Source organism: Odoribacter sp. (genome assembly GCF_985060555.1).
This window is the reverse complement of sequence record NZ_CFKYFN010000095.1, coordinates 12,187-37,081: the sequence shown is the minus strand read 5'-3', so window position 1 is coordinate 37,081 and position 24,895 is coordinate 12,187. Positions and strand designations below refer to the sequence as shown.

Genomic DNA, 24,895 nt, shown 5'->3' with positions numbered 1-24,895 from the left:
TCTTAATAAGAGTTGATAGTCAGATGATTATAAAGTATAAAACAAAAAAAACACCCCTGAAAAGAGGTGGTATAATATAATGAATTTAAACGTCCGTTTATTTTTAATAGAACAGCTTGATTTTGTTTGTATAATGATGTAAAATTATATTTTAATTTCAGATGTACAAAATATTATTTTTTTCTTCTATAAAGTACCTTGGTATTTCTTACTTAAAAATGGTTCAGGAAAGCTTGAAAAAGCCTTGGTTCCAGAACTATAGGGAATAGGAAACCATAGATCGCCCCGTAAAAATGGGCATTATGATTGATGTTGTCACTTCCCTGGCGGGCCATATATTGGCAGTAAGCTAAATAAAGAAGGCCGAACAGAATACCTGGAATGGGAATTGCGGCAAAAAGCAGAATTTTGTCCCACGGATTCAGGAATATGGCTGTGAATAAAACGGCAGAAACCGCACCGGAAGCTCCGATAGAAGTGTACCATGCCGCATTACGGTAACGGATCACATCAGAGGCAGAAGCTACAACCATCCCTCCGAAATAGAGTAGTAAAAAAGCCCCTTCTCCGAATCCCAGATAACGGAATGTCTCTTCGATATACTTGCCGAATGACCAGAAAGTAAACATATTCACGAATAAATGCACCCAGTCTGCATGAACAAAACCATGCGAAATGATACGGTACCATTCCTTTGCATGTACAATCCGATAGGGTTTGAGTGAAAGTTTATCGAACAATAGTCTGTTGTTGAAACAAATAAAAGAGACCATAACGGTTATTCCGGTAATGAGATAGGTGATCATTGATCGGGGTTATTGCTTGAAACGTATACTCAGGATTTGATAAATCAGTTTTGAGGCCAGGAAATCCGGGGCTTTGTTGATATCGTTCGGACAAAGTTCGACAACATCGAGACCGACGATATTATGGCGTTCGTTGATTAGTTTGAGCAAAGTCAACACTGTCCGGTAGGTCAGTCCGTCGGGTTCGGGGGTACCTGTCGACGGCATATAAGCGGGGTCGAATACGTCCAGGTCGATTGTGACATACACATTATCGTGGAGTTTTTGAGACACCTCGTACATCCAGGTAGAATCGTCCGATTCTTTAATTTCATGGGCATAAAAAATACGGTCCGGATCGATATTGTGCTTTTCTTCGATGGCGCTGCTACGAATACCTACCTGAACGACACTTGGGGTAATTTCTTTGCCCCGGGCCATAACACAGGCATGATTGTAAGGCGAACCTTCGTATTCGTCCCGCATATCCGAATGAGCATCCAGTTGCAGGATAGAAAATGTATCGTAGTATTTGGCTATAGCCTTGAAAGCACCGATACTGACCGAGTGTTCCCCACCCAATAACACCGGGAACTTTTTATCTTTCAAGATAGCTTCCACGCGCTGTTCGACTTCCTGAGCCATAGCTTGGGGAGAAGAATCGGCCGTAACGGGTTCTAAAGTGGCGATACCGTGTTTATATACTTCCGAATCGGTTTCGATATCGTAAAATTCCATGTTGGGCGAAGCTTCGAGTATGGCACGTGGTCCCTTGTCTGCTCCTTTCAGCCAAGTACTTGTACCATCGTAAGGCACAGGAAGAATAGCTATTTCCGCCGTTTCGTAATCGGTGTATTGTTCTTCAAAGTCTCCGTAAAGTAATTTATCCATACCTAAATAGTTTATACTACAAATCTAGATTTATTTTGTGGGAAATAAGCGCTATACATGTGAAATATATTTAAAATAGTCAGAACGTTACCTGAAATCCTACACCCAGACTTTCTTTAAATTGTAAGCGTGGCCCTTTACTTCCATCTTTTTGAACGATTTTAGTATCGTTGTCATAGATCAGGTTTGTGGAAATATTGGCCGAAAACCATTTATTCACGGTCATATTTAATTGTACATCCCAACGGACATCCACGTTTTGCGGATCTTCCAGATAATTCGAGAAAAGATCGACTCGTGAATAGATCGTCATATTTTTCAGAAATTCGTATTTTACTTCTACCTTTAAGTTACCACCCATTTCTGAAAAAAGATGCTCGCCGGGATCAACACCGAATGAACCTTCGTCGGAAAGAATTTTACTACTGACAAAAGTTCCCCGCCAGGAAATGGCCGAAAAGGTAGCTGTTATCCAATTCTTTGGATTCCAGGTCAAACCTAGACCGGTAGTCAGGTATCCCGGAGACATAAAACGTGAAATATAAGTCCGGGGTTCTGTTTTATAATCATACCCTTTCGCAAATTGCGTGTTGAAGTTCAACAGAGCACTCAAATAAAGGCTTTTGGTCATTCCGTAGCCATAGGTCGACGAAAAATAAAGTTTGTCATTCGTTTTTTTCGTTCCGCTTGTTTCCGTTTGATTCAAGCCATAAGCCATTTCGATCCGGTTTTGCCACAAATGTTTATTCTTTTTATAATCGGCACTATAATTGAGTAATACATCGAAGCCGACCGCATTCTCGCCTCCTGAGGCCCAATTGTTTAAGCTAACCTGAGATAAATTTAATCCTCCGTTACCTCCGTATGTCCAGCTTGAATCCCGGCTAATGTGACCGGCAGCTGTTGCTGTCCAATTGAATAAAAAGGTAAATGCGCTGATAAATATTAAATTTTTCATAGTTCTGGTTTTTGATTTTTAAACTACAAAATTATACTTTATCAACAATAATTTACAAATTATTTTTGAAAATCGCTTACATTTTTCGGATTTGACCGGAGAGTTGTTTGATTGCCTCCAACGTATTTTCTTTGTCTACATGGCATACGATCCGGTTGCGCATGATCCAGTCCCCATTTACCATAGAAGAGCGTACATTTTTACTGTTCATGGCATAGACAATGGCTGAGTATTCATCATAAACAGGAAGCATATTGGAAGCATCTGCATGTATCAATATCAGGTCCGCTCTTTTTCCTATTTCGATCGAACCGGTTATTGTGTCGAGTCCCAAGGCTTTTGCTCCGTTGATGGTAGCCATCCGGAGGGCTGTCTGGGCTTTTACAGCCTCCGGGTTGTAATGGACGACTTTAGCGAGCAATGCGGCAAAACGCATTTCCTCTACTAAATCGAGGGTGTTGTTGCTCGCCGTTCCGTCTGTTCCTAAAGCGACAGTAATTCCTGCTTTCAGGTAAGTGTCTATATCTGCAACGCCACTGGCTAATTTTAGATTGCTTTTGGGACAATGGCCGATCGAAGTCCCGGTTCGGGCCAGGAGTTCGATCTCTTTCGGATTGAGCCATACGCAATGGGCTGCAATCACGTTCCGGTCGAGAAGCCCGATCGAATGGAGGTACTCGGCAGGTGGCATGCCTGTTCGGGCTGTGATGTCTTCGACTTCTTGCCGGGTTTCTGCGACATGAATCTGAAGAAGAGTACCGTACCGGTCTGCCAGTTGTTTGGATTGTTGGAGAGTGGCTTGGGAACAGGTATATGGGGCATGTACACAAACGGAAGGGTGAATGATAGAGTCTCCTTGCCATTTTCGGATCAAAGCTTCACATCGGGCAAGACCTTCGTCTACCGTTTGAAAGCTCGCTGTTGCAAAGTCGATCATCGATTCTCCCATAACTCCCCGGATACCGGCATTTTTAGCCTCCTCGGCTATGATATCTTCGAAAAAATACATGTCGTTGAAACAGGTCGTACCCGATTTGATCATTTCGATAAAAGCCAGCCGGGTAGCGATTCTGACATTTTCAGGAGTCACCAACCGGGCTTCTGCCGGAAAGATGTGTCCGGTAAGCCATTCATGCAGCGGAAGATCATCTGCAAAGCCCCTTAGCATAGTCATAGGAAGATGAGTATGTGTATTGATCAGCCCAGGTAATAAGAACATCCCTTCTGCGTCTGTGATTTCCGCATCGGTATCTTCTAAAGATTGAGTCGTGATGGCACTGATTTTTCCATTTTCGATCAGGATATTTCCGTTAGGGAGAATATCTAACCTTTCATTCATCGTGATAATACGGGCGTTCCGGATGATCTTTTTATTCATAGCTTTTGTTTTTACAAAAATAAGTAAAACTTTAGGATAGCGGTATTCGTTAATATCAAAAACGTCAGAAATAGGTAAAAGTTATAGAGCGAATGAAACGAATAGGATTTATTTTACTTTTGTTTACATCGAGTGTCGGTTTTGCACAGAAATATGCCGTGAAAACAAATCTGGCCTATTGGGCGACTACGACTTTGAATATCGGTGGAGAAATCGCTTTAGCTCCGCGAATGACATTAGATATGACGGCAAATTATAATCCCTTTCATTTCCGTGGGAATAAGAAGATTATGCATTGGGCGGTTCAGCCGGAATGGCGTTATTGGACTTGTCGCCGGTTTATGGGGCATTTTATCGGAGTACATGCACATGGAGGAAAATATAACGGTGGTTTAAAAAAATACCGTTATGACGGATGGGGTGTCGGTGGTGGTTTTTCTTATGGTTACCAATGGATCATCGGTAAACACTGGAACTTGGAAACAGAACTTGGAATCGGGTATGCTTACTTGAAGTACGATAAATATTTACGTAACCGATGCGGACGATTTATAGACACCGGACATCGCAACTATTGGGGACCGACAAAATTAAGTATTAGTTTCATGTATCTTTTTAAAAGCAGGCAGAAATGAAAAAAACGATCGGAATATTATTGGGATGCTTATGCATATTGTTGCTGGAGAGCGGTGTGAAACGGATTGAGAAGAAACCGGCTTTGACTATTACTCCTTCCCGCTTGCAACTATTTGTCGATCAACATACAGATCCATATACGATAAAAATAGTTTATACATTGAATATACCTCATGGGTTTATCCCTTCCTGTGCCCGTATGGTTTATCAACCTTATTTTCTGTCTGCCGGGCATCGCTATGATTTGACTCCTTTGGTCGTTAGCGGAAAAAACAATCTTCGGCAAGAAAAGCGGTTAACTGCCTTGACGGATAAACAACCGGATTATCCCGAAGCTCTTCGGCTTATATCGGAAGGAGAAGGAATGCAGGTCCGTTTGTCGGAAACAGTGCCTTTCGAATTATGGATGGCACAAGCTAAATTGAGGGCTGATGTGACGTTAGAGGCTTGTGACCGGGAGAAACATATTGAAGTTTTAACCCTGGCCGATGGAGTGATCTGGTTGCCTATAGGGCCGGGACCGGTTCGGGTGAAGTACGCAAAAGAAAGAGTGATGGTACAAAAAGTATCGGAATTCGAATTTTTCTTTCCTTCAGGACAATATATCTTCAACCGGGAATATGACGGCAACGCTTCGAGCATGAAACGAATGATGAAGTTGGTCGATTCATTTCGATCGGATTCAACGATGCGCCTGGAAAAACTAGTCATTGCCGGAAGTTCGTCTCCTATAGGTACGGCGACTTTCAATGCCTCGTTAGCCGAACAACGGGCCGAACAAATGAAACAGCGTTTAGTCGAACGGAAACAGATGGAGGCCCAAGAGATCGAGCTCGAATATATCGGTGAAAATTGGGCCGGATTGCGGCAATTGGTCGAACAGTCGAAATTGCCTGATAAAGCTGCCGTCTTGCGTATTCTCGACACTACAAAGGATGCTGCCCAACGCAAAGCTTCATTAAAGCAGCTCCCGCAATATGAATATTTGCGCATAAACTTATATCCCGATTTACAGGAAGTGAGGTGTATCTTCTATTATACTCAAAAAGAAGAGATCACGAAAGTGATCCCTGAATAATGAGAAGAGTTCGGCAGTTATGATTCGGGCTGTTGGGGAAAAATCAGACGGGAAGTGTCGTATCCTCGTTGCCGGGCCTTTTCCAGAATTTGGTTTAGGGTATTTTGGTCGAGATGAGGAGTACGGCTTAAAATCCACAGGTATTTGTCTGTGGAACTGCCGATCAGCGACCATTGGTAGTCCGGGTCCAACTCGAGAATGTTGTAATCGCTGTAAAACGACAGGAAGAAAGCGACCTGCAATTGACCGGGCTGACCGTTATGGGAAGGCCGTGCTTTCCCGATACTACATTTTTCTTTACCGTCGACAGCATCTTGATGACCACAATTCAGAACTTTGATTTTCCCATCCGGGCGTTTTGAATATTCTGCTGTGACATAATGCAGACCCCGTTCGAAACGATGATCGTAGCGGGCGATTTCATACCATTTACCAAGATAACGTTGTAAATTGAACTCTTTTACAGTGCTTTTGTCTATTGTTTTCATAGCCTTTTTCTCAGGTTTACGTAGAACAGGAAGGATGAGTTCTAACAAAACTCAGGACTTTTCGTATTATATCCAGTACTTTATGAACTTGTTATGGGTGAAATACAACAAGACGGTTTGCCTTTGCCACGGCGGAATTGGGCCATGGCAGTAATTGCTTTGGGGATGACGATGGCCGTGTTGGACGGGGCTATTGCGAACGTTGCTTTGCCTACGATTGCCGGAGATTTACATGTCAATCCATCCAGTTCTATCTGGGTAGTAAATGCTTTTCAGTTAGCAATGACCATCTCTTTACTGGCTTTTTCCTCTTTGGGTGATCTTTGGGGATATAAGCGGGTGTATGTGTTGGGCTTGAGTATGTTCACAGTGACTTCGCTGATATGTGCTCTTTCCGATTCGTTTATTACTTTGGTTATAGCCCGTGGTTTACAAGGTTTCAGTGCGGCAGCGATCACGAGTGTCAATACCGCTTTACTGAGGGTGATTTTTCCGGCCCGTTTTTTGGCCCGTGGAATGGGAATCAACGGGTTGATCATTGCTGTCGCTGCTGCTGCCGGCCCTACTGTTGCTGCCGGTATTTTAGCTATTGCCGATTGGCCCTGGTTGTTTGCCATCAATGTGCCCATAGGACTGGTTGCATTTGTATTGAGTTTGAAGTTTTTACCCCGGAATCCGGTAAAAGTAGAAGGACAACGTTTTGATGTAACGAGTGCGGTAATGAATGCCCTGACTTTTGGTTTGCTGATATGTGTAATCGATGGATTTGCTCACGATATTCATTGGTATATTCTGATTCCGGGTTTTGTTATCATGCTGATCATCGGCTGGTTTTTTATCAAACGTCAGAAAATGCAGACTTATCCTTTGCTTCCGGTCGATTTGCTGCGTAATAAGATCTTTTCCCTATCCTTGCTGACTTCCGTGTTTTCTTTTATAGCACAAATGCTGGCTTTGGTGTCTATTCCTTTCTTTTTTCAACGGGTATTACACCTGAGTGAAGTTGCGACGGGGTTATTGCTGACACCCTGGCCACTGGCCACTATGATTACAGCTCCGCTGGCCGGGCGTTTGATGGATCGTTACAATGCCGGTTTATTGGGGGGGATCGGATTGATGATATTCGGTACGGCTCTTTTGTTGTTGGCGATGATGCCTGCACATCCTTCACATATCGATATTATCTGGCGTATGTTTTTAGGAGGTATAGGTTTCGGTCTCTTTATTACCCCCAACAATAGTACGATTATTGCATCGGCTCCCAGAGAACGTAGCGGCGGAGCCAGTGGTATGCTGGGGATGGCCCGGCTCTTGGGACAGACTGTCGGTGCGGCTTTTGTGGCAGTCCTGTTTGCTATGTTTCCCGGACATGGGATGCGATATGCTTTGATTTTTGGAGCCGTTATCGCTGTTGTTTCGGCCGTTATCAGTAGTTTGAGACTCAGGAAGTAGAACCAGATCGGTATTTTTCATGGCTTTGGAGCGGTCTACAGCTCCGGCATGTAGAAGGATATGTTTCCCTTTCCAGTTGGATGGAATGATAAAATTCCGGCGATACCACAGGTCGGTTTTGTTTTTGCCGACGATACCCGAAAGTTCGGTTATTCCCTCCGACAGTGAGCGATGAGTTGCTGAAATAAGGGTAACATTTTGTCCGAACCGGCCAGGAGCATTTCGGGATGCCATTGGATACCTACGACAAAAGTGTGATCGGGCATTTCGACAGCTTCGATAACTCCATCAGGGGCTGTCGCTGTGATTTTCAGGTGACGTCCTAAATGGTTCAGGCATTGGTGATGAAAACTGTTGACTTCCAGTTGCTCTCCCCAAAGTCGGCCTAAAATAGAATCTTTTTCAATACTTACCGGGTGGAAAATATCCTCCCGTGGGCTGTATTGGCTGTGTAGCATAACCGGATGGCCGATGGCTGTGATATCCTGCCAAAGCGTACCGCCCAATACGACATTCAATAATTGTATTCCCCGGCAAATGGCTAATAGAGGCTTGTCTGTCCTTAGGATTTCTTCGGTCAACGCCCATTGTGCCCGATCGAGTCCGGTATGAAATTCCTCCAGGCAGGGATGAGGGAAGTCTCCGTATAAGATGGGGTTGATATCTCCTCCGCCCGAGAGAATAAAACCATCGCAGACTTCGGCATACCGGACAATGGAAGCCCGATCGGCTACCGGGGGAAGAAGCAGGGGAATGCCCCCTGCCTTAACGACTGCATCGATATAGTCTTTGTTGACGTATATCCTTTCCATCCCCAGAAATTTACCTTTATCTACGGTATGGAGATTTGTGCTGATACCAATAATCGGAGTCATTAATCGATCGGCTTGGTTTTGATAACGGTAATGCCGTTTTCTGTATACCGGTCTAAGATCCCGACTAAACTGATCAAATGGGGGGCTGCCATGTGAGCGTTCCAATCTTCGACAGTCTGCCAGGTTTCGTGAAACATGAAATCTTTCGGATCGTCTTTACTGACATGTAATTCATAATGCAAAGCCCCTTTTTCAGCTAATGTAGGCGCAATCAGATCTTCGAGAATTTTTTGCCATTCTTTTTCAGTATTTCCTTTGTTCCGGTTATAGGCGAACAATACCAACGAATCCGGGACTATCACGGGATTCGGAGCTTCCGAACGTTCCCAGCGTTGTAAAACCGGTTTTCGGTCTGTCAGTTCGTCTCTGCGGGCCCGAAAAGCTTGCAGATGTTCACTTTGGGTATGTTTTTTCCAAAGTTCTTCGTTTGCCCATATTTCATGAAAAATGAATTGACAGGGGTCTTCCCGATCTTCATACAAATGGTAACTGATAGCTCCTTCTTCCTGACGGGTCTTTTCGATGAGGTCGAGACAGGCTTTTTTTAATTCTCCGGCTTTCCCTTCGCGGGCATGGGAAATAGATACCAGAGTTAATTGTTCCGCAGTTTTTGACGTAAAATAGTTCATTGTAGCATTATTTTAAAAAATCCCTCACTTTTTTTTCTGCTTCCCGGAAGGCCTCTTCCAGCTTATCGTTGACGATGATCGTATCGAATTTGTCTGCGAAAGTCATTTCGTATTCTGCTTTTGCCAGGCGTTGTTCGATTTTTTCAGGAGCATCGGTCCCCCGGCCGGTCAAGCGTTGGCGTAGTACTTCTACAGATGGGGGCTGAATAAAGATCGATAACGCATTGTCTCCGAATTTCTTTTTGATATTTAGGCCGCCTACGACATCGACATCGAACAATACAGTATGACCTTTCGCCCAGATCCGGTCGATTTCACTGAGAAGCGTACCGTAGTAACATCCCGGATACACCTCTTCCCATTCCAAAAATTCTTTATTTTCAATTCGTTTCCTGAATTCATCTGCTGTAAAGAAATAATACTCTTTACCATGTATTTCTTTTCCCCGGGGAGCCCGGCAGGTTGCTGAAATAGAAAATTCCAACCCTAACCCCTTTTCCAATAAGTAATTTACAATTGTACTCTTACCCGCTCCACTCGGTGCTGAAAAAATAATTACTTTTCCCATACGATGATAGTTTATAAGGTTTATAAAGTTTGTAAAGTTTATAAAGTGGGATCAAAGTTTTTTTATAAAGTTCGATAACATTTTAGGTATTGTTTCGGTATCTGAGTTCGACGTTTGATTTTCGTTCATAGCCTTCGGTGATGTTATTCATAATCAAAGCAGTTGCTCTTTCGATTTGGTCTTTAAAACCGAAATCATGGCTTTTATCGAATAGCAAATAGATTTCTATACACAACTCTTTTGCCTTTTGCCATGCCAGACTATCTTCAAAACGTTCAATCTTCATGATTTATCCTTATTATGTTTAACACCAAGCGCCTGCAGGGTCCATGAACTTTAAAAATCTTATAAACTTTACGGACTTTAAAAACTTATAGGACATTCAAACTTTGCTCTTTTATCTTTTCCAGTTCGTCTTTCATTTTAACGACGAGTTTCTGGATGTCGTGGTCGTTGGCTTTAGAGCCCATGGTGTTGATCTCCCGACCGATTTCCTGAGCGATAAAACCGATTTTCCGGCCCGGAGCATCTTCATGTTCGATCGTTTCCAAAAAGTATTTACAGTGATTGGCCAACCTGACTTTCTCTTCTGTGATATCCAATTTTTCCAGGTAGTAGATAATTTCCTGTTCCAGCCGGTTTTCATCGATATTTTGAATATCCGTCCATTCATTGATTTTTTCCTGTAATTTCTGACGGATGACTTCTACACGTTTTACTTCAAATTGAGGTACCTGAGCAGACAGTTCCTGAATAAGTTCGATGCGGTGACATATATCTTTGATTAAAGCTTTTCCTTCCTGGATTCTGAATTTGTTGATTTCTTCCAAAGCTTTTTTTATTCCAGCTTCCAAAGCCTCCCATTCGGTATCTTCCAACTCTTCCGATTTGATTTGCAAGGTATCGGGGAAACGCATGACGGTTTGGAGAATCTTGTTTTTGTCGGCTTCGATGCCCAATTCGTTGGCGATGTCTAGTAATTGATTGAAGTATTGAGTTACTACAGGCTTATTAATGGTCACATCCTTATCGCTTTCTGTATTGTCAAAGTAGATACACATTTCTACTTTCCCCCGGTCTAATTGTTCTTTTACTATATTCCGGATTTCCATTTCTTTTTCTTTGTAAAGATTAGGCATCTTCAGATTCAAGTCCAGGGTTTTTGAATTCAGACTTTTAATTTCGATCACGACTTTCCTATTTCCGTTTTCGATGGTGATTTTTCCGAAACCGGTCATTGATTTTACCATAATATTGATTTTTGATTCTTCTGCAAAAATAACGATTTGTTTGTAAATATTCTTATTGCAGATTATTTCATTTTTCTTCGTATCTTTACACCCCAAAATAATAAAAGAGAAAAGATAGCAAAATCATAAATCAAGAATTGATTCATGGAAAACATCCGCAATTTCTGTATTATAGCGCATATTGATCACGGGAAGAGTACATTGGCCGATCGTTTGTTGGAATATACCGGGACGGTAACCGGTAAAGATTTACAGGCGCAGGTACTCGATGATATGGACCTCGAAAGGGAGCGTGGGATCACGATCAAGAGCCATGCCATTCAGATGGATTATCATTTTGAAGGGAAGAAGTACGTTTTGAATCTGATCGATACTCCGGGACATGTCGATTTTTCGTATGAAGTATCGCGTTCTATTGCAGCATGTGAAGGAGCTTTACTGATCGTCGATGCTACTCAGGGAATACAGGCTCAGACGATTTCCAATCTTTACCTGGCCGTAGAGAACAACCTCGAAATTATTCCTGTATTGAATAAGATGGACATGCCGAATGCTATGCCGGAAGAGGTGAAAGATCAGATTGTGGAATTGATCGGATGTAAACGCGAGGATATTATCGAGGCCAGTGGAAAGACCGGGTTGGGGGTAGAGCAAATTTTGCAGGCGATTGTCGAGCGGGTACCGCATCCCGAAGGTTTTCCGAATCAGCCCTTACAGGCTTTGATCTTCGACTCCGAATTCAATTCTTTCCGGGGAATCATTACTTATTGCCGTATTGTAAACGGGAGTTTGCGCACCGGAGATGTGGTGAAATTCGTTAACACCGGGAAAGAATATACAGCCGACGAGATCGGTGTACTCCGTTTAAAACCCGAGCCACGGCAAGTGCTCGAGACCGGTGATGTGGGATATATTATTTCAGGTATCAAAACTTCCTCCGAGGTAAAAGTCGGAGATACGATCACTCATGTCGACGAACCTTGTGATGTTGCCATCGATGGTTTCGAAGAAGTGAAACCCATGGTATTTGCCGGGATTTATCCTATTGATTCGGAAGATTACGAAGATTTGAGGGCTTCGATAGAGAAATTGCAATTGAACGATGCATCGCTGACTTTCGAACCTGAATCTTCGGCAGCCTTGGGATTCGGTTTCCGTTGCGGATTTTTGGGAATGCTCCATATGGAGATCGTTCAGGAACGTCTGGACCGGGAATTCGATATGAATGTGATTACCACGGTTCCGAATGTGATGTATATCGCTCATACCACCAAAGGCGAGGTCTATGAGATGCACAATCCTTCGGATATGCCTTCTGCCAGCACGTTGGATTTTATAGAGGAACCGTTTATCCGTGCCCAGATTATTACTCCGGCCGATTATATCGGTCCGATTATGACCTTGTGTCTTGGGAAACGGGGGATTTTGATCAACCAGCAATATCATACCGGTAACCGGATAGAGATCACCTATGAAATGCCCTTAGGAGAGATTGTGTTCGATTTTTACGATAAATTGAAAAGTATAACGAAAGGATATGCTTCGTTCGATTATTATCAGATCGGATATCGGCGGGCAAATCTGGTGAAACTGGATATTTTATTAAACGGAGAGTCCGTCGATGCACTGTCGGCATTGATTCATTTCGATAATGCCTATGGTTTCGGGCGTCGCATTTGTGAGAAGCTCAAAGAACTGATACCGCGTCAACAGTTCGATATCGCCGTACAGGCAGCGATCGGAGCTAAAGTCATCGCCCGGGAGACAATCAAAGCAGTGCGTAAAGACGTGACGGCCAAATGTTATGGGGGGGATATTTCCCGGAAAAGAAAATTGCTGGAAAAGCAGAAAAAAGGAAAGAAGCGGATGAAACAGATCGGAAATGTCGAAGTTCCTCAAAAAGCTTTCCTGGCTGTGTTGAAGTTAGATTAAAGTGAAAGGAATGACAGGCTTATTCTTCGGGTCTTTTAACCCGATTCACAATGGTCATCTGAAGATCGCACAGTATTTGTTGTACAAAGGATATTGTCAGCGGATTTGGTTTGTCGTTTCGCCTCATAATCCGTTGAAAAGCGATCGTTCTTTATTGGATGAGCAAAAAAGATTGGAAATTGTGAAAGCTGCGATCCGTGGGGATGAAAGGATGCAGGCATGTGATGTCGAGTTCGGTTTGCCTAAGCCTTCCTACACTTATGCCACTTTGCAGCTGTTGAAAAAAAAATGGCCGGAGGAAGAGTTTGCTTTGATCATCGGAGAGGATAACCTGAGAGATTTTCATAAATGGCGGAATGCTAAAGAAATTGTGGAAAATTACCGTATATTGGTTTATCCTCGTAAAGGAGAGGGGGTATCCGCTTCGATGTGGGAAAATCTATTTCTGATAGACGCACCTCTTGCCGATGTTTCTTCGACGGAAATCCGGGAGATGCTCGGAGAAGGGCAGGATATTTCACCTTATGTGCCTCAGCCGGCTTTGCCTTTGATCCTGAATTATTATTCCGTAAAATGAAAATCCTGTTTTGTCTATTATTATGGGGGACAATCTCTTCAGGTGTTTATGCACAACGGGTGCTTCCTGCAAAAAGTAAAGAACAGAAGAGAACAGAAAAACAGATAGAAAAGAAAGAAAATTCTCTCCGGCAGAAAGATACCGAGTTGCGGTGGGATCCCCGCCGATTACCTTCAAAGAGTAAAGGTTTTCCGGAAATCTCTGCCTGGCATACCGGGACAGCAGGTATTGTCGCTTCGGATGCAGCAGAAATCAGTCTTTTTAATCCCACACGGATCGGTTTCTCAAAACGTACGGAAATCCTTTTTCGGATAGCTGAGGAACCTTTTTTACCTAATATCGGGTTGAAACACCGTTGGTGGGGGAACAGGCGTTTTGCCTGGGCTACAGCACATACGTTGTATTATTCTTATCCCGGTTTGAAGATATTGCAGTCGACCGGTTTTAAAGAACTGGTTCCGGATTCGGTACAGGTGGCCCAGGGGATGGCTATGCGGCATGAAATATTGTTTTCCTGGTTATTGAATCCGCAAGTATGGGGATGTCCCGATCCTTCGGCCGAAAAAATACTGACCCTGCATGCGGGCATAGAGGGTTATGTCGGGTTCGGGAATAACGAAGTAATGCCGTTCGATTATGCCCACACCTTGTATCATACTCAGTTGCTCGACGGTAAAGTGCTTTATTATGGAGGATTGCAGTTTGATTCTTATTGGGGACACCGGTTTCATTATAGTTTAAACGGCCTTTTTTATAGTGTTGATTTCACAAAAGCATATGCTGTAGAAGGAAATTTGCGTCTTACTTATTATGTGTCAAGGCACTTCGGGCTCTCAGCTGTTTGTAAAATTCCCTATATCAGGATAAATGAAAAATCCGGATGGACTTATGTTCCTTTACTCGATTTGACCTATCTGATACATCCCGGACGTACAGTGATCAGACATGGCTTATATAAAAACAAAAGACGACAAAGATAGATCAAAATGGAAAATGTATTGTTGCATAGTTGTTGTGCCCCTTGTTCGGCTGCTATCGTCGAATGGATGCTAGCTCAGGATATCCGTCCGACTTTGTATTATTTCAACCCCAATATCTTTCCACAGGAAGAATACGAAATCCGGAAATCCGAATGCAGTCGTTATGCACAAAAATTAGGTTTGGAGATTATCGACGGGGATTATGATCATACAGCCTGGTTGAGTGACGTGGCGGGCTTGGAGGATGAACCCGAACGGGGAAAGCGATGTCTGCAGTGTTTCAAAATACGGTTGCTGGCCACGGCAAAATTGGCTGATGAAAGAGGCTTTCGTTTGTTTACTACTACACTGGCCTCTTCGCGATGGAAGAGCCTTCAACAAATCACCGAAGCCGGGAAATGGGCTGCGGCTCGCTTTGAAGGTCTGGAATTTTGGGAAAAGAACTGGCGTAAAGGTGGTTTAAGCGAACGCCGTAAGATACTTTTGGCCGAAAATGGTTTTTATAATCAGCAATATTGTGGGTGTGAATTCTCCTTCAGAAAGCCCCAAAATAACGATTTACCTTAATATAGGGATACCAAAACAGGCGGAATACCTAGAATCGGGGATTTCCGGGTCTATTTAGCCGGCCTATCTTTGTGTCATCAGAATTTTGTCACGTTTTATTGATTAATAGTTGCGAAAGTCACAGGTAAAGCCGGCCTGTGACTTTTTTTGCCAGAAAAGCTCCGCTCCGAAAAGACATAAAAAAAAACACCGGCAGGATGCGACTGGCGGATCCTTCAAATAAAAACCCTGTATCTTTCGTATTGTGGCCACATCATACAATACTTCCGCATACACCATTTTTATCTCCGGTGTTTTTAACAGTACAGTAAATATATATGTGCAGGTGTCCCACTCTAAATCCTCGAGAGTAAAGACGTTTGCTGTTACTGGCAGGTCTTCTGACTTGCTTCTCTCCGGACGCCTTCCCGTCGTACATATTGCAGACAGTGGCAGGAGTATTGTCCGGATCTGGTTATGAAGCTTACAGCAGCGGGACTGTCCGGGATTTTCACCCGATTCCCTTTTATTTCTTGTACCGGATGATAACAAGAAAACCAGTATGGAACAAAGATAACAAAAAAATGAAATGCTAATCCAAGTTTTTTTATTATTTTAATATTTCCGGAATGGGTTGGCCTATACAACCATTAGGGGCTTGTATGTGCAATAATGCTGCTATAGTCGGGGCTATGTCTGTCAGCCCGACAAGGCGCCGGGTTGCTCCTTGCCGGATTCCCCAACCCATGAAAAGCAGGGGAACATGAGTGTCATAAGAATGCCATGTCCCGTGAGTAGTTCCCTGCGGGGTAGGCGTCCCGCTTTCATACCAGCCTGGTTTGACGATGATTTGTATTGCTCCGCTGCGTTCCCGGCAATATCCGTTGATGATTTTTTCTCTGATACCTGTAGGGAGTGTAGAAATTGCGACTTTTTCCATATCTACGGCATAGGCTATGCCTTCCAGATTGTTTAGATAATCCAGGACGGCCGACTTTACGGTTTCATACGCTAGCCTGAACCGGGAAATAAGCTGACGGTCCAGATGGACCTGATAGTTATCCAGGCTATAAACCAGGCCTTGAACGGCGAAACGATTGTTCAAGGTACTGTCCAACCGATGTAAGACCTTTTGATATAACCAGCTGTCGGAAGGGATCCGGTGGGATTGTAAAAAGCCGACATTATGGGCTGCTGCATGATCGGCTGTCAGAAAAACGGTATAATGATCCCGGCCGATTTTCTCGTCGAGAAACTCAAAGAACAGACCGAGATCCTGATCTAACCGGAGATAGGTGTCTTCGGTCTCGATGGCATTCGTACCGAATTGATGACCGATATAATCTGTAGCCGAAAGACTGACAGCAAGAAAATCGGTTTCTTCACGCTGGCCCATTTCCTCTTTTTCGACAGCTGTTTTCGCCATTTCCAAAGTGAAGGTATTTCCGTAAGGAGTTTGGCGGATCATACTATATCCATTTGTCTTCAATAATTTGGAAGTCGGAATAGGAAAAACAGGTTTTTCTCCTTTTATGAATGGGGCTTCATAAGGAGTATCGTCTTTTGTACTTTGTTTATATGTCCCGATAGGATACAACGTATTCCAGTCTTGTTGCAATAGTTGGGAGGCTCGGTCCCGGGCATTGAAATCTTCGACCCAGCGGGGTAATTTATCGGTGTAATAACTACTTGTAATCCATTTGCCGGAATCGTAGTCGAACCAGTAAGCGGCATTTGCCGTGTGTCCTGCCGGTAGAATAGCGGCCCGGTCTTTGAGAGCGATCCCGATAACTTTAGAATGGAAATTTGTACCCAGACGTAATTCGTCGGTGATTGTCGTTACCCATAAATTCCGGGGTGACATCCGGCCGGCTTGTGAGTCGCTACCGACACATTCGACTGTCGGATCGGCTGTACAGTATAACTTTTTCTTTTCCTTTTCAATATAGAAATCATTGGCTGCAATACCGGTCACCGAGGGAACAGAACCGGTGTAAATGCAGGTATGCCCGACGGCTGTGAAAGCCGGTAAATAATTCAATTGAGTGTTTTCACATGTAAACCCTTCTTTCAGCAAGCGTTTGAATCCACGGTCTCCATAACGGTCGTAATAACGGTAGAGGTAATCCCAGCGCATTTGGTCGACTACGATGCCTACTACTAATTTGGGACGCGGAAGAGAAGATTCGGCCGGTTCTGCCCCGAGGGACAGCGAAGTGAGAATGAGGATCAAACCATAAAAAAACTTTATTTTCATAACAGTAAATGTGAATTTTATTTGCAGCAAGATTACCCGAAAATTGTTTCAAACAGATTACGATTTTGCTACAATCGGATGTATTGTTCGGATTCCGGGTTGCATAAACAAGGGGGTTTTTCTAATTTTGCCATTCCAAAATTTAATTCTTCCCTTATGACGAACGCTGATACCGATATTCAGGAACTTTCTAATTTTTTACTTGATTTCGCTACGACTTTGATGGGTGTGGGGAGCCATACTTCGCGGGTAGTAAGGAATGTAAATCGCATTGCCGAGTCGTTCGGTTATGGGGTGGATATGACTATTTTTCAGCGTAATATAACCATGACCGTAAAACATGCCGACGATTATTCTATCCGGCGCACTTATGTAAGGCGTATCCCGGCTTTGGCATTGAATTTCAGGACGATATCCGATTTGAGCTCGTTGAGTTGGGAAGCCTATGATCATGATTTGCCTTTGGACGAATTGAAAAAACGTTATGCCGTAATTACGACGCAACCCCGTATGTCGCGTTGGGTAGTGTTGATTTTGGTGGCTTTTGCCAATGCTGCTTTTTGCCGTTTGTTCGGTGGAGACTGGATCGCTATGGGATTAGTGTGGATGGCTACTTTGACCGGTTTTTTTGTCAGGCAGGAATTGACGGTCCGTAAGGTCAATCATATGTTGATATTTATTGTTTGTTCATTTGTGGCTTCTCTGGTTGCGGCGCTCGGTGTGTATTCTGATTGGGGTACCACTCAGGATGTCGCTTTAGGTACGAGTGTACTTTTTTTAATCCCCGGAGTTCCTTTAATCAATTCTATCCTGGATATCCTGGAAGGGCATGTCCTGATCGGTTTTTCCAGGGCGATCAATGCCGCTATCTTGATTATATGTATTGCCTTAGGGTTGTCGATGACTTTGCTGATCCTGGGAAAAGAAGTGTTGTAATTTAGAAATGATAAATATGAATACTGAATTTGGGTTGTCGGTCTTGTTCGACGGTTTTTTAGCTGCAATTGCCGCTATCGGTTTTGCTGTGATTTCGAATCCTCCGAAAAAAGCGGTCTTTATAGCAGCTTTATTGGCAGCGGTTGGGCATGCTTGTCGCTACTACCTTCTCCATCAGACTCCTTTGGATCTTACTTCTTCTACCCTGATCGCTGCTTTTACGATTGGGATGGGAAGCATGTGGTTCGCCAAATTGATTCATTGTCCGGCCGAGGTATTCTCTTTCCCTTCTCTCTTGCCTATGATTCCGGGTATGTATGCTTATAAAACAATTTTAGCTCTGATTCGTTTTATGAAAAATGACGACCCGCTGGTGTTGCAACAGTTGATCGTAGAAATTTTCCGGAATGGCTTGACGGCTTTATTCGTACTGTTTGCTTTGGTCATCGGAGTTTCGCTGCCCTTGTTTATATTTTATAAACAATCTTTTATGATGACCCGCCTTTTGCATCGGAAAAAGTCGGCTTGAAGAAACAAATTTAAATCGAAAAATATGTCACACGACCATCATGACCACCGATCCCTTGGGATTACTTCGCTGAATAAAGCTTTTGTCATAGGTATTGTTTTAAATGCCGGATTTGTCGTTGCCGAATTTATTGCCGGTTTTTGGTATAATTCATTGGGATTGATTTCGGATGCCGGGCATAATCTGGGAGATGTGTTCAGTTTGGTATTGGCCATGCTGGCTTTTCGTCTGGCTAAAGTGAGTCCGACTTTGAGATATACTTACGGTTATAAGAAAAGTACGATTCTGGTTTCTCTGCTGAATGCAGTTATTTTGTTGGTCGCTGTCGGATTTATTTTGGGGGAGAGTATAGATAAATTATTCCATCCTCGTCCGGTAGATGGAGATGCCGTGGCGTGGGTAGCCGGAGTCGGAGTGTTGGTCAATGCGCTGACTGCCTGGTTGTTTGTGAAAGACAAAGAAAAAGATCTGAATGTAAAAGGGGCCTATTTGCATATGGCTGCCGACGCATTGGTTTCTGTCGGGGTAGTTGTCTCGGGAATTGTTATTCAGCATACCGGCTGGTATATGATGGACCCGTTGACCGGCATACTGATCGCTCTTTTTATCGTCTATTCCACCTGGGGATTATTGCGCGATAGTCTTCGTTTGTCGTTGGACGGGGTGCCTCAGGGAATCAGCTATGACCGGATCGGGCAGATTATTTCAACTACTCCCGGGGTGGATAGTTTCCATCACATGCATATCTGGGGGTTGAGTACGACAGAAATTGCTCTGACTGCGCATATCGTCGTTGCAGATATGGTAGAAATGGAACAGATAAAAAGTGAACTAAAATGCCGGTTACAGAAGGCCGGCATCGGACATGCTACTTTAGAATTGGAGCTGCCCGGACAACCTTGTCAAAAGGAACCCTGTCATTAAATCTATTTTTGCTGGCAGGAAATATAAAAATGCTTAATTTTGTCGATGAAATGGTGATTAAACGCTGAATCGATATGGCTAATTTTCTGAAATCTTTATTCTTCGGAGAAACAGATGAATCCGAAGAGACTAAATTGAACCGCAATTTCGATGTATTGAAATACGATGGTATCAAAGCATTGAAGATCGGTAAGAATACTTATGCTATCCGTTGTTTCAATGAAGCATTGAAATTGAAAGAGGATGTGGAAGTACTCGAACATTTGGTCGGGGCCTATAACCGCGAAGATCGGATGGAAGAAGCGATAGAAACGGCAGGACGTTTGGTCGATATCGAGCCTGATAATATTCCTGTCTTGTTAATGAGGGCCAACCTGAATTTTATGGCTGAAAAATATGAAGCGGCCATTGCCGATTGTAACCGGGTAATTGCTTTGGATGCAACCAATGCTTCGGCTTATTATCTGGCTGCGAAGGCTAAAAAAGCTGCTGGCGATGTATTGGGAACGATCGTCTCTTTGTCTCAGGCGATTACGATAAAGGAGGATTTTGCCGAAGCATTGTTGCTGAGGGCAGAGATGATGCTGTCTACTCGGGATTATAAAGATGGATTACAGGATATCGAAAAGGTGATCGGTTTGATGCCCGAAGAAGAAAACGCTTTTTTGATCCGGGGGCGTCTGCATGAAGCTTTGGGTGACGATCAGGCTGCAGAGCAGGATTATGAAGTGGTGACCGGGCTGAATCCTTTTAACGAACAAGCGTATCTGCAACTGGGAACGCTTTATATTGCCCGTGAACAACCGGATAAGGCCATCGAACTATTCGATGAAGCGATAGAATTGAAACCGGAATTTGCGCGTGCTTACAGTGAGCGGGGACGGGCAAAACTGATGAAAGGAGATAAAAACGGTTCTGTCGAAGATTTGAAAAAAGCACTCGAACTGAATCCCGAAGGAGAAGAAGCACAGAAAATAAACGGAAAGTTTTCTAACTTCGAAGACATGTATTCGAATCGGATTTTATAAGCTCGAACATTTTCTTTCTTTTTTCGTAAGGAATAGAAAAAACGAAAGAATATGAAAACGAGATTAATAGTTGTATTACTTGGATTTTTGGGTTCGGGTATGTTCGTTGCTTGCCGGGACGATGCTTCGGATAAAGATGACGATAGGCCGGGGAAAGCGGTAGAATTGGCTTTTCAGGCTAAATATCCGGGTGCTACCGGTGTAGAATGGGAATCTAAAGGAGTTTTCCGGGAGGCCGACTTTACCTTGAACGGACGTGAATATGAAGCCTGGTTCAATACCTCCGGGATCTGGTTGCAGGCAGAATATGCGGTCACTTATACCTCGGTTCCTGCTGCGATAAAAGATTTTATTGCCAATAGCATTGATTATCCTCCTACTTTATGGACGCCGGATGCGGCTACAGAAGTGCTCGAACGGAAAAATTATCCCGATTGGTATGCGGTGGAATTGGAGAACGGGGCGAATGAGGTGACGATTTGGGCTGATGCCGAAGCTTATCTGCACCGGGCAGTCGTTGAAGATTATAGTGGAAACGATATTCCTCAGACGATTCTTACTTTTGTTACTCAAAATTATAGGCAGGCTTTACTGACTGAAGTCGGGAAATGGTCCGACGGGGCATATCAGGCGAATATGCTGGACGGCAACGAAGCTAAACAAATCTATTTCGATCGCTCGATGAACTGGCAGTATACAGAATGGCCGGTATTGTTTTCCGAAGTCCCTGCGGTGGTGAAAGAAGTCCTGAATAGTACCGCTTATGAAAACTATACCGTACGGGGCGTCGACTATCGGCAATTCCCTCAGGGAGATCGGTATCATTTTGTTTTGACCCCTAAACAACAACCGGGACTCGATATGGCTTTGGATATAGATTTGCAAGGGAATATTATTACGCAATAGAAGAAATAGATTTCCTATTCTCACGGTCTTTCGTTACTTTTGCCGGACATTAAAAAATAGGATGATGGAAGACCGGATACAGCGTGCCGTCGAATTATTCCGGCAAGGCTACAATTGTTCACAGTCGGTATGTGCTGCTTTTGCAGACGAGTATGGTTATACTTTCGAACAGGCATTACGGATGTCGGCTTCGTTCGGTGGAGGGATCGGTCGGATGAGAATGACTTGCGGTGCTGCTTGCGGAATGTTTATATTGGCAGGCCTCGAAACAGGTTGTGTAGAGGGAAAAGATAGGGAAGGGAAAGAAGCGAATTATAGACTGGTACAACAATTGGCAGAGAAATTTGTGAAGCGTAACGGTTCGTTGATCTGCGGTGAATTGTTGGGGGTGACTCCCTCAAGAATCGGGTTCGATCCGGTGCCTGAAGCCCGGACACCCGAATATTATAAAAAACGTCCTTGTCTCAAAACAGTGGAAGAAGCAGCCCGAATTTGGGTGGAATATCTACAAAATGAAAAATCAAAAGTAAAAGACGAAGAATAAAATATCAATGCTGAAAAATATTAACTCGATTAATTTTTGGATTTTTATTTTGGAAAACTTTTAAATGTTTGATTGCTTGATGATTTGAATTTTGTTTTGTAGTTATATGTTGATTATCAATAGTTTGAATGTGCCGGATTCTAGATTAAAAGATTTGTATTGGAAAACTTTGATAATCTGTTACTTTGAAAAAATGTCAGAAAAGTTTCTGAAAATATTTTTCTCTTCGTAAAAAACTTTCTATTTTTGTCTTGATTTCGGTTCTTATCCTAGCGTAGGGATGAGATGAAAAGGGAATCGGGTGAGAATCCCGGACAGTCCCGCTGCTGTAAGCTCCGTAGAGCGGTTTAAACCCGAGAAGAACCACTGCCGTTATTGGCGGGAAGGTTGTTTAAACCGGGAGTAAGTCAGAAGACCTGCCGTAATTATTGTTTTCTGAGGCTTTCGAGGAAAGGCCGGAAAGAAGGATTCGCTTGTCTTTTTTTTGTCCTCTCCTTGCCTTATGGGTTATCGGTTTATGATTAAAAAGTAAAATAATGATTCAGACTGTATTGAAAAGAGATGGCCGTGTAGTTGGCTTTAATGAGGAGAAAATCGTTGCTGCAGTGAGAAGAGCGATGCTGCATACCGATAAAGGAGAAGATATGCAATTGGCACATGAAATTGCCGATCGTATCGCTTGCCGGGGACAGGAGCAGATGAGTGTCGAAGATATTCAAAACTGTGTGGAAATCGAATTGATGAAGAGCCGCCGTAAAGATGTGGCTCAATTATATATTGCTTACCGGAATCAGCGTAGTGTGGCCCGTAAAGCGAAAACCCGGGATATTTTTTTGGAAATCATAGAGACGAAATCGAATGAGGTGACCCGGGAAAATGCCAATATGAATGCGGATACGCCTGCCGGGATGATGATGAAATTTTCCAGTGAAACGACAAAGCCGTTTGTCGACGATTATTTGTTGGTAGAAGAAGTAAAAAATGCCGTTCGGCAAGGATATCTGCACATACACGATAAAGATTATTATCCGACCAAAAGTCTCACCTGCGTACAGCATCCCTTGGATAAGATCCTGAAAAACGGATTCTATGTCGGTCATGGTGAATCCCGTCCGGCAAAACGGATCGAGACGGCTAGCATCCTCGGTTGCATTTCGCTCGAGACGGCTCAGAATGAAATGCATGGCGGACAGGCGATTCCGGCTTTTGATTTTTATCTGGCACCTTATGTGCGGAATAGTTTTATCGAAGAGGTGAAAGTATTGGAAGAGATTACCGGCGAAGATTACAAACACCTGTACCATTTTCCCATCAAAGATTATGTCCGGATTGAGCTGGACGGTTTGAGCGGGGATGAGCGGGTTTTACAACATGCGATCAACCGGACGGTAAGTCGTGTACATCAGTCTATGGAGGCTTTTATCCATAATATGAATACCATTCATAGCCGGGGAGGCAATCAGGTTGTTTTCAGTTCTGTCAATTACGGTACGGATACTTCTGCCGAAGGCCGTTGTATTATTCGGGAAATGCTGACCTCTACCTATCGGGGAGTGGGAAGCGGAGGTACGGCTATCTTTCCGATTCAGATCTGGAAAAAGAAACGGGGCGTGAATTATTTACCTCAGGATCCCAATTACGACTTATATGTTTTTGCTTGTAAAGTCAGTGCCCGGCGTTTTTTTCCCAACTTCATCAACCTGGACGCTACTTTTAACCGGCATGAATTGTGGAAAGCCGACGATCCGGAGCGTTTTCGCTATGAGACGGCTACCATGGGATGCCGGACCCGGGTTTTTGAAAACCGCTTCGGAGAGAAGACTTCCATCGGTAGGGGAAATCTTTCTTTCTCGACGATAAACATTGTACGTCTGGCTATCGAATGTATGGATATTTCCGAACGGGAAGAAAGAATCCGGACATTTTTCTCGAAATTGGACGAACTCCTTGAGTTGACGGCTTTGCAATTACATCGTCGGTTTGAGTTTCAGAAAACTGCCCGGGCAAAGCAATTCCCTCTCTTAATGAGTTCTCTGTGGGTAGGAACGGAGAAGTTGAAACCTGAAGATACGATAGAGAGTGTTATAAATCAAGGGACACTGGGGATCGGTTTTATCGGTTTGGCCGAATGTTTGGTCGCGTTGACAGGTAAGCACCATGCAGAAGATCCGGCTGCACAGCAGTTAGGGATCCGAATTATAACCCGTTTCCGGGATAAAGCGAATGAATTTTCGGAGCGCTGGCAGCACAATTATAGTGTATTGGCTACTCCTGCCGAAGGATTGAGCGGGAGATTCACTCAGAAGGATAAAAAGAGTTTCGGAATCATCCCGGGAGTGACCGACCGGGAATATTACACGAACTCGAATCATGTGCCTGTCTATTATCGATGCAGTGCCCGGCATAAAGCAGAAATAGAAGCTCCTTACCATGATCTGACCCGCGGAGGGCATATCTTCTATGTAGAGATCGATGGAGATGCAACCCACAATCCGGATGCGATTATGTCGGTGGTAGACATGATGGACCGCTATAATATGGGGTATTGTTCTGTCAATCACAACCGTAACCGCTGTATGGATTGTGGACATGAAGACGCGACCGACGGTTTGGAAGAATGCCCCAATTGCGGAGGACATCATATCGATCGCCTGCAACGGATTACCGGATATCTGGTCGGTACGACAAATCGCTGGAATCAGGCGAAACTGGCTGAATTGAATGATCGGGTCAGACATAATTAGTTTA

The 24,895-nt window shown here is 43.7% G+C and carries 25 protein-coding genes and 2 riboswitches; of the genes, 14 read left to right on the top strand and 11 right to left on the bottom strand.

The window, feature by feature from the left end; genetic code table 11:
* Positions 1 to 212: 212 nt before the first annotated feature.
* The 4 genes from AC5RDS_RS13190 to AC5RDS_RS13175 form a co-directional block, all read right to left on the bottom strand.
* Positions 213 to 806, bottom strand: coding sequence for a rhomboid family intramembrane serine protease (locus AC5RDS_RS13190; protein WP_494222366.1), 594 nt, complete (start codon positions 804 to 806; stop codon positions 213 to 215).
* A gap of 9 nt (positions 807 to 815) precedes the next feature.
* Positions 816 to 1,676 (bottom strand): agmatinase, encoded by an 861-nt coding sequence (gene speB, locus AC5RDS_RS13185; RefSeq protein ID WP_013612741.1) that lies wholly within the window; start codon positions 1,674 to 1,676, stop codon positions 816 to 818.
* A 79-nt stretch (positions 1,677 to 1,755) separates the two neighbouring features.
* Positions 1,756 to 2,634 carry a DUF3078 domain-containing protein gene (locus AC5RDS_RS13180; RefSeq protein WP_013612740.1) on the bottom strand — a complete coding sequence of 293 codons (879 nt, stop codon included), beginning with the start codon at positions 2,632 to 2,634 and terminating at the stop codon, positions 1,756 to 1,758.
* A gap of 76 nt (positions 2,635 to 2,710) precedes the next feature.
* Positions 2,711 to 4,012 carry an amidohydrolase gene (locus AC5RDS_RS13175; RefSeq protein ID WP_013612739.1) on the bottom strand — a complete coding sequence of 434 codons (1,302 nt, stop codon included), beginning with the start codon at positions 4,010 to 4,012 and terminating at the stop codon, positions 2,711 to 2,713.
* Positions 4,013 to 4,104: 92 nt separating this feature from the next.
* Between AC5RDS_RS13175 and AC5RDS_RS13170 the strand changes: the two genes are divergently transcribed.
* Together AC5RDS_RS13170 and AC5RDS_RS13165 are read left to right on the top strand one after the other, a co-directional pair.
* The gene (locus AC5RDS_RS13170; protein ID WP_013612738.1) at positions 4,105 to 4,647 is read left to right on the top strand and encodes a DUF3575 domain-containing protein; all 543 of its coding nucleotides are present in this window, start codon (positions 4,105 to 4,107) and stop codon (positions 4,645 to 4,647) included.
* Entirely contained in the window at positions 4,644 to 5,726 is a 1,083-nt protein-coding gene (locus tag AC5RDS_RS13165) for an OmpA family protein (RefSeq protein WP_118404356.1), read from the top strand. The genes AC5RDS_RS13170 and AC5RDS_RS13165 overlap by 4 nt, the downstream gene beginning before the upstream one ends.
* 17 nt (positions 5,727 to 5,743) lie before the next feature.
* Here AC5RDS_RS13165 and AC5RDS_RS13160 read toward each other — a convergent pair whose 3' ends face one another.
* Positions 5,744 to 6,214, bottom strand: coding sequence for a lipocalin family protein (locus AC5RDS_RS13160; protein WP_013612736.1), 471 nt, complete (start codon positions 6,212 to 6,214; stop codon positions 5,744 to 5,746).
* A gap of 93 nt (positions 6,215 to 6,307) precedes the next feature.
* On the opposite strand from AC5RDS_RS13160, the gene AC5RDS_RS13155 reads away from it, so the two are divergent.
* Positions 6,308 to 7,666: an MFS transporter gene (locus AC5RDS_RS13155; RefSeq protein ID WP_013612735.1), complete on the top strand. Its 1,359-nt coding sequence runs from the start codon at positions 6,308 to 6,310 to the stop codon at positions 7,664 to 7,666.
* Between the two features lie 149 nt (positions 7,667 to 7,815).
* On the opposite strand, the gene AC5RDS_RS13150 is transcribed toward AC5RDS_RS13155, so the two are convergent.
* From AC5RDS_RS13150 to AC5RDS_RS13130, 5 genes are all read right to left on the bottom strand, one after another.
* Positions 7,816 to 8,541 (bottom strand): gamma-glutamyl-gamma-aminobutyrate hydrolase family protein, encoded by a 726-nt coding sequence (locus AC5RDS_RS13150; RefSeq protein WP_013612734.1) that lies wholly within the window; start codon positions 8,539 to 8,541, stop codon positions 7,816 to 7,818.
* The gene (locus AC5RDS_RS13145; protein ID WP_013612733.1) at positions 8,541 to 9,170 is read right to left on the bottom strand and encodes a putative quinol monooxygenase; all 630 of its coding nucleotides are present in this window, start codon (positions 9,168 to 9,170) and stop codon (positions 8,541 to 8,543) included. The genes AC5RDS_RS13150 and AC5RDS_RS13145 overlap by 1 nt, the downstream gene beginning before the upstream one ends.
* Positions 9,171 to 9,177: 7 nt before the next feature.
* The gene (gene gmk, locus AC5RDS_RS13140; protein ID WP_013612732.1) at positions 9,178 to 9,738 is read right to left on the bottom strand and encodes a guanylate kinase; all 561 of its coding nucleotides are present in this window, start codon (positions 9,736 to 9,738) and stop codon (positions 9,178 to 9,180) included.
* Between the two features lie 82 nt (positions 9,739 to 9,820).
* Positions 9,821 to 10,024, bottom strand: a complete 204-nt coding sequence (locus AC5RDS_RS13135) for a four helix bundle protein (protein ID WP_013612731.1) — start codon at positions 10,022 to 10,024, stop codon at positions 9,821 to 9,823.
* An 85-nt stretch (positions 10,025 to 10,109) separates the two neighbouring features.
* Positions 10,110 to 10,988, bottom strand: coding sequence for a YicC/YloC family endoribonuclease (locus AC5RDS_RS13130; RefSeq protein WP_013612730.1), 879 nt, complete (start codon positions 10,986 to 10,988; stop codon positions 10,110 to 10,112).
* A 144-nt stretch (positions 10,989 to 11,132) separates the two neighbouring features.
* Between AC5RDS_RS13130 and lepA the strand changes: the two genes are divergently transcribed.
* Genes lepA through AC5RDS_RS13110 form a run of 4 tightly spaced genes read left to right on the top strand, consistent with a single transcriptional unit; the run spans position 11,133 to position 15,044 of the window.
* Complete coding sequence (gene lepA, locus AC5RDS_RS13125) at positions 11,133 to 12,920, top strand: translation elongation factor 4 (RefSeq protein ID WP_013612729.1); 1,788 nt, start codon at positions 11,133 to 11,135, stop codon at positions 12,918 to 12,920.
* 10 nt (positions 12,921 to 12,930) lie between these two features.
* Positions 12,931 to 13,497, top strand: coding sequence for a nicotinate (nicotinamide) nucleotide adenylyltransferase (nadD, locus tag AC5RDS_RS13120; RefSeq protein ID WP_013612728.1), 567 nt, complete (start codon positions 12,931 to 12,933; stop codon positions 13,495 to 13,497).
* A complete protein-coding gene (locus tag AC5RDS_RS13115; protein WP_013612727.1) occupies positions 13,494 to 14,477 on the top strand; it encodes a hypothetical protein in 984 nt (327 codons plus the stop codon). The genes nadD and AC5RDS_RS13115 overlap by 4 nt, the downstream gene beginning before the upstream one ends.
* A gap of 6 nt (positions 14,478 to 14,483) precedes the next feature.
* A complete protein-coding gene (locus tag AC5RDS_RS13110; RefSeq protein ID WP_013612726.1) occupies positions 14,484 to 15,044 on the top strand; it encodes an epoxyqueuosine reductase QueH in 561 nt (186 codons plus the stop codon).
* A 353-nt stretch (positions 15,045 to 15,397) separates the two neighbouring features.
* Positions 15,398 to 15,600, bottom strand: a riboswitch (cobalamin riboswitch).
* A 33-nt stretch (positions 15,601 to 15,633) separates the two neighbouring features.
* Here AC5RDS_RS13110 and pafA read toward each other — a convergent pair.
* Entirely contained in the window at positions 15,634 to 17,280 is a 1,647-nt protein-coding gene (pafA, locus tag AC5RDS_RS13105; RefSeq protein WP_013612724.1) for an alkaline phosphatase PafA, read from the bottom strand.
* A gap of 156 nt (positions 17,281 to 17,436) precedes the next feature.
* On the opposite strand from pafA, the gene AC5RDS_RS13100 reads away from it, so the two are divergent.
* From AC5RDS_RS13100 to AC5RDS_RS13070, 7 genes are all read left to right on the top strand, one after another.
* On the top strand, positions 17,437 to 18,216 hold the full coding sequence (locus AC5RDS_RS13100) for a threonine/serine exporter family protein (RefSeq protein WP_013612723.1): 780 nt from the start codon (positions 17,437 to 17,439) through the stop codon (positions 18,214 to 18,216).
* 16 nt (positions 18,217 to 18,232) lie between these two features.
* Positions 18,233 to 18,745: a threonine/serine exporter family protein gene (locus AC5RDS_RS13095; RefSeq protein ID WP_013612722.1), complete on the top strand. Its 513-nt coding sequence runs from the start codon at positions 18,233 to 18,235 to the stop codon at positions 18,743 to 18,745.
* Positions 18,746 to 18,769: 24 nt separating this feature from the next.
* Entirely contained in the window at positions 18,770 to 19,669 is a 900-nt protein-coding gene (locus AC5RDS_RS13090) for a cation diffusion facilitator family transporter (protein WP_013612721.1), read from the top strand.
* Between the two features lie 74 nt (positions 19,670 to 19,743).
* On the top strand, positions 19,744 to 20,697 hold the full coding sequence (locus AC5RDS_RS13085) for a tetratricopeptide repeat protein (RefSeq protein ID WP_013612720.1): 954 nt from the start codon (positions 19,744 to 19,746) through the stop codon (positions 20,695 to 20,697).
* 51 nt (positions 20,698 to 20,748) lie between these two features.
* Positions 20,749 to 21,603 (top strand): PepSY-like domain-containing protein, encoded by an 855-nt coding sequence (locus tag AC5RDS_RS13080; RefSeq protein WP_118102944.1) that lies wholly within the window; start codon positions 20,749 to 20,751, stop codon positions 21,601 to 21,603.
* A gap of 64 nt (positions 21,604 to 21,667) precedes the next feature.
* A complete protein-coding gene (locus tag AC5RDS_RS13075; protein WP_022159564.1) occupies positions 21,668 to 22,147 on the top strand; it encodes a C-GCAxxG-C-C family protein in 480 nt (159 codons plus the stop codon).
* A 241-nt stretch (positions 22,148 to 22,388) separates the two neighbouring features.
* A riboswitch (cobalamin riboswitch) is annotated at positions 22,389 to 22,585 on the top strand.
* A gap of 98 nt (positions 22,586 to 22,683) precedes the next feature.
* Complete coding sequence (locus AC5RDS_RS13070) at positions 22,684 to 24,891, top strand: anaerobic ribonucleoside triphosphate reductase (RefSeq protein ID WP_013612717.1); 2,208 nt, start codon at positions 22,684 to 22,686, stop codon at positions 24,889 to 24,891.
* The last annotated feature ends 4 nt before the right edge of the window (positions 24,892 to 24,895 follow it).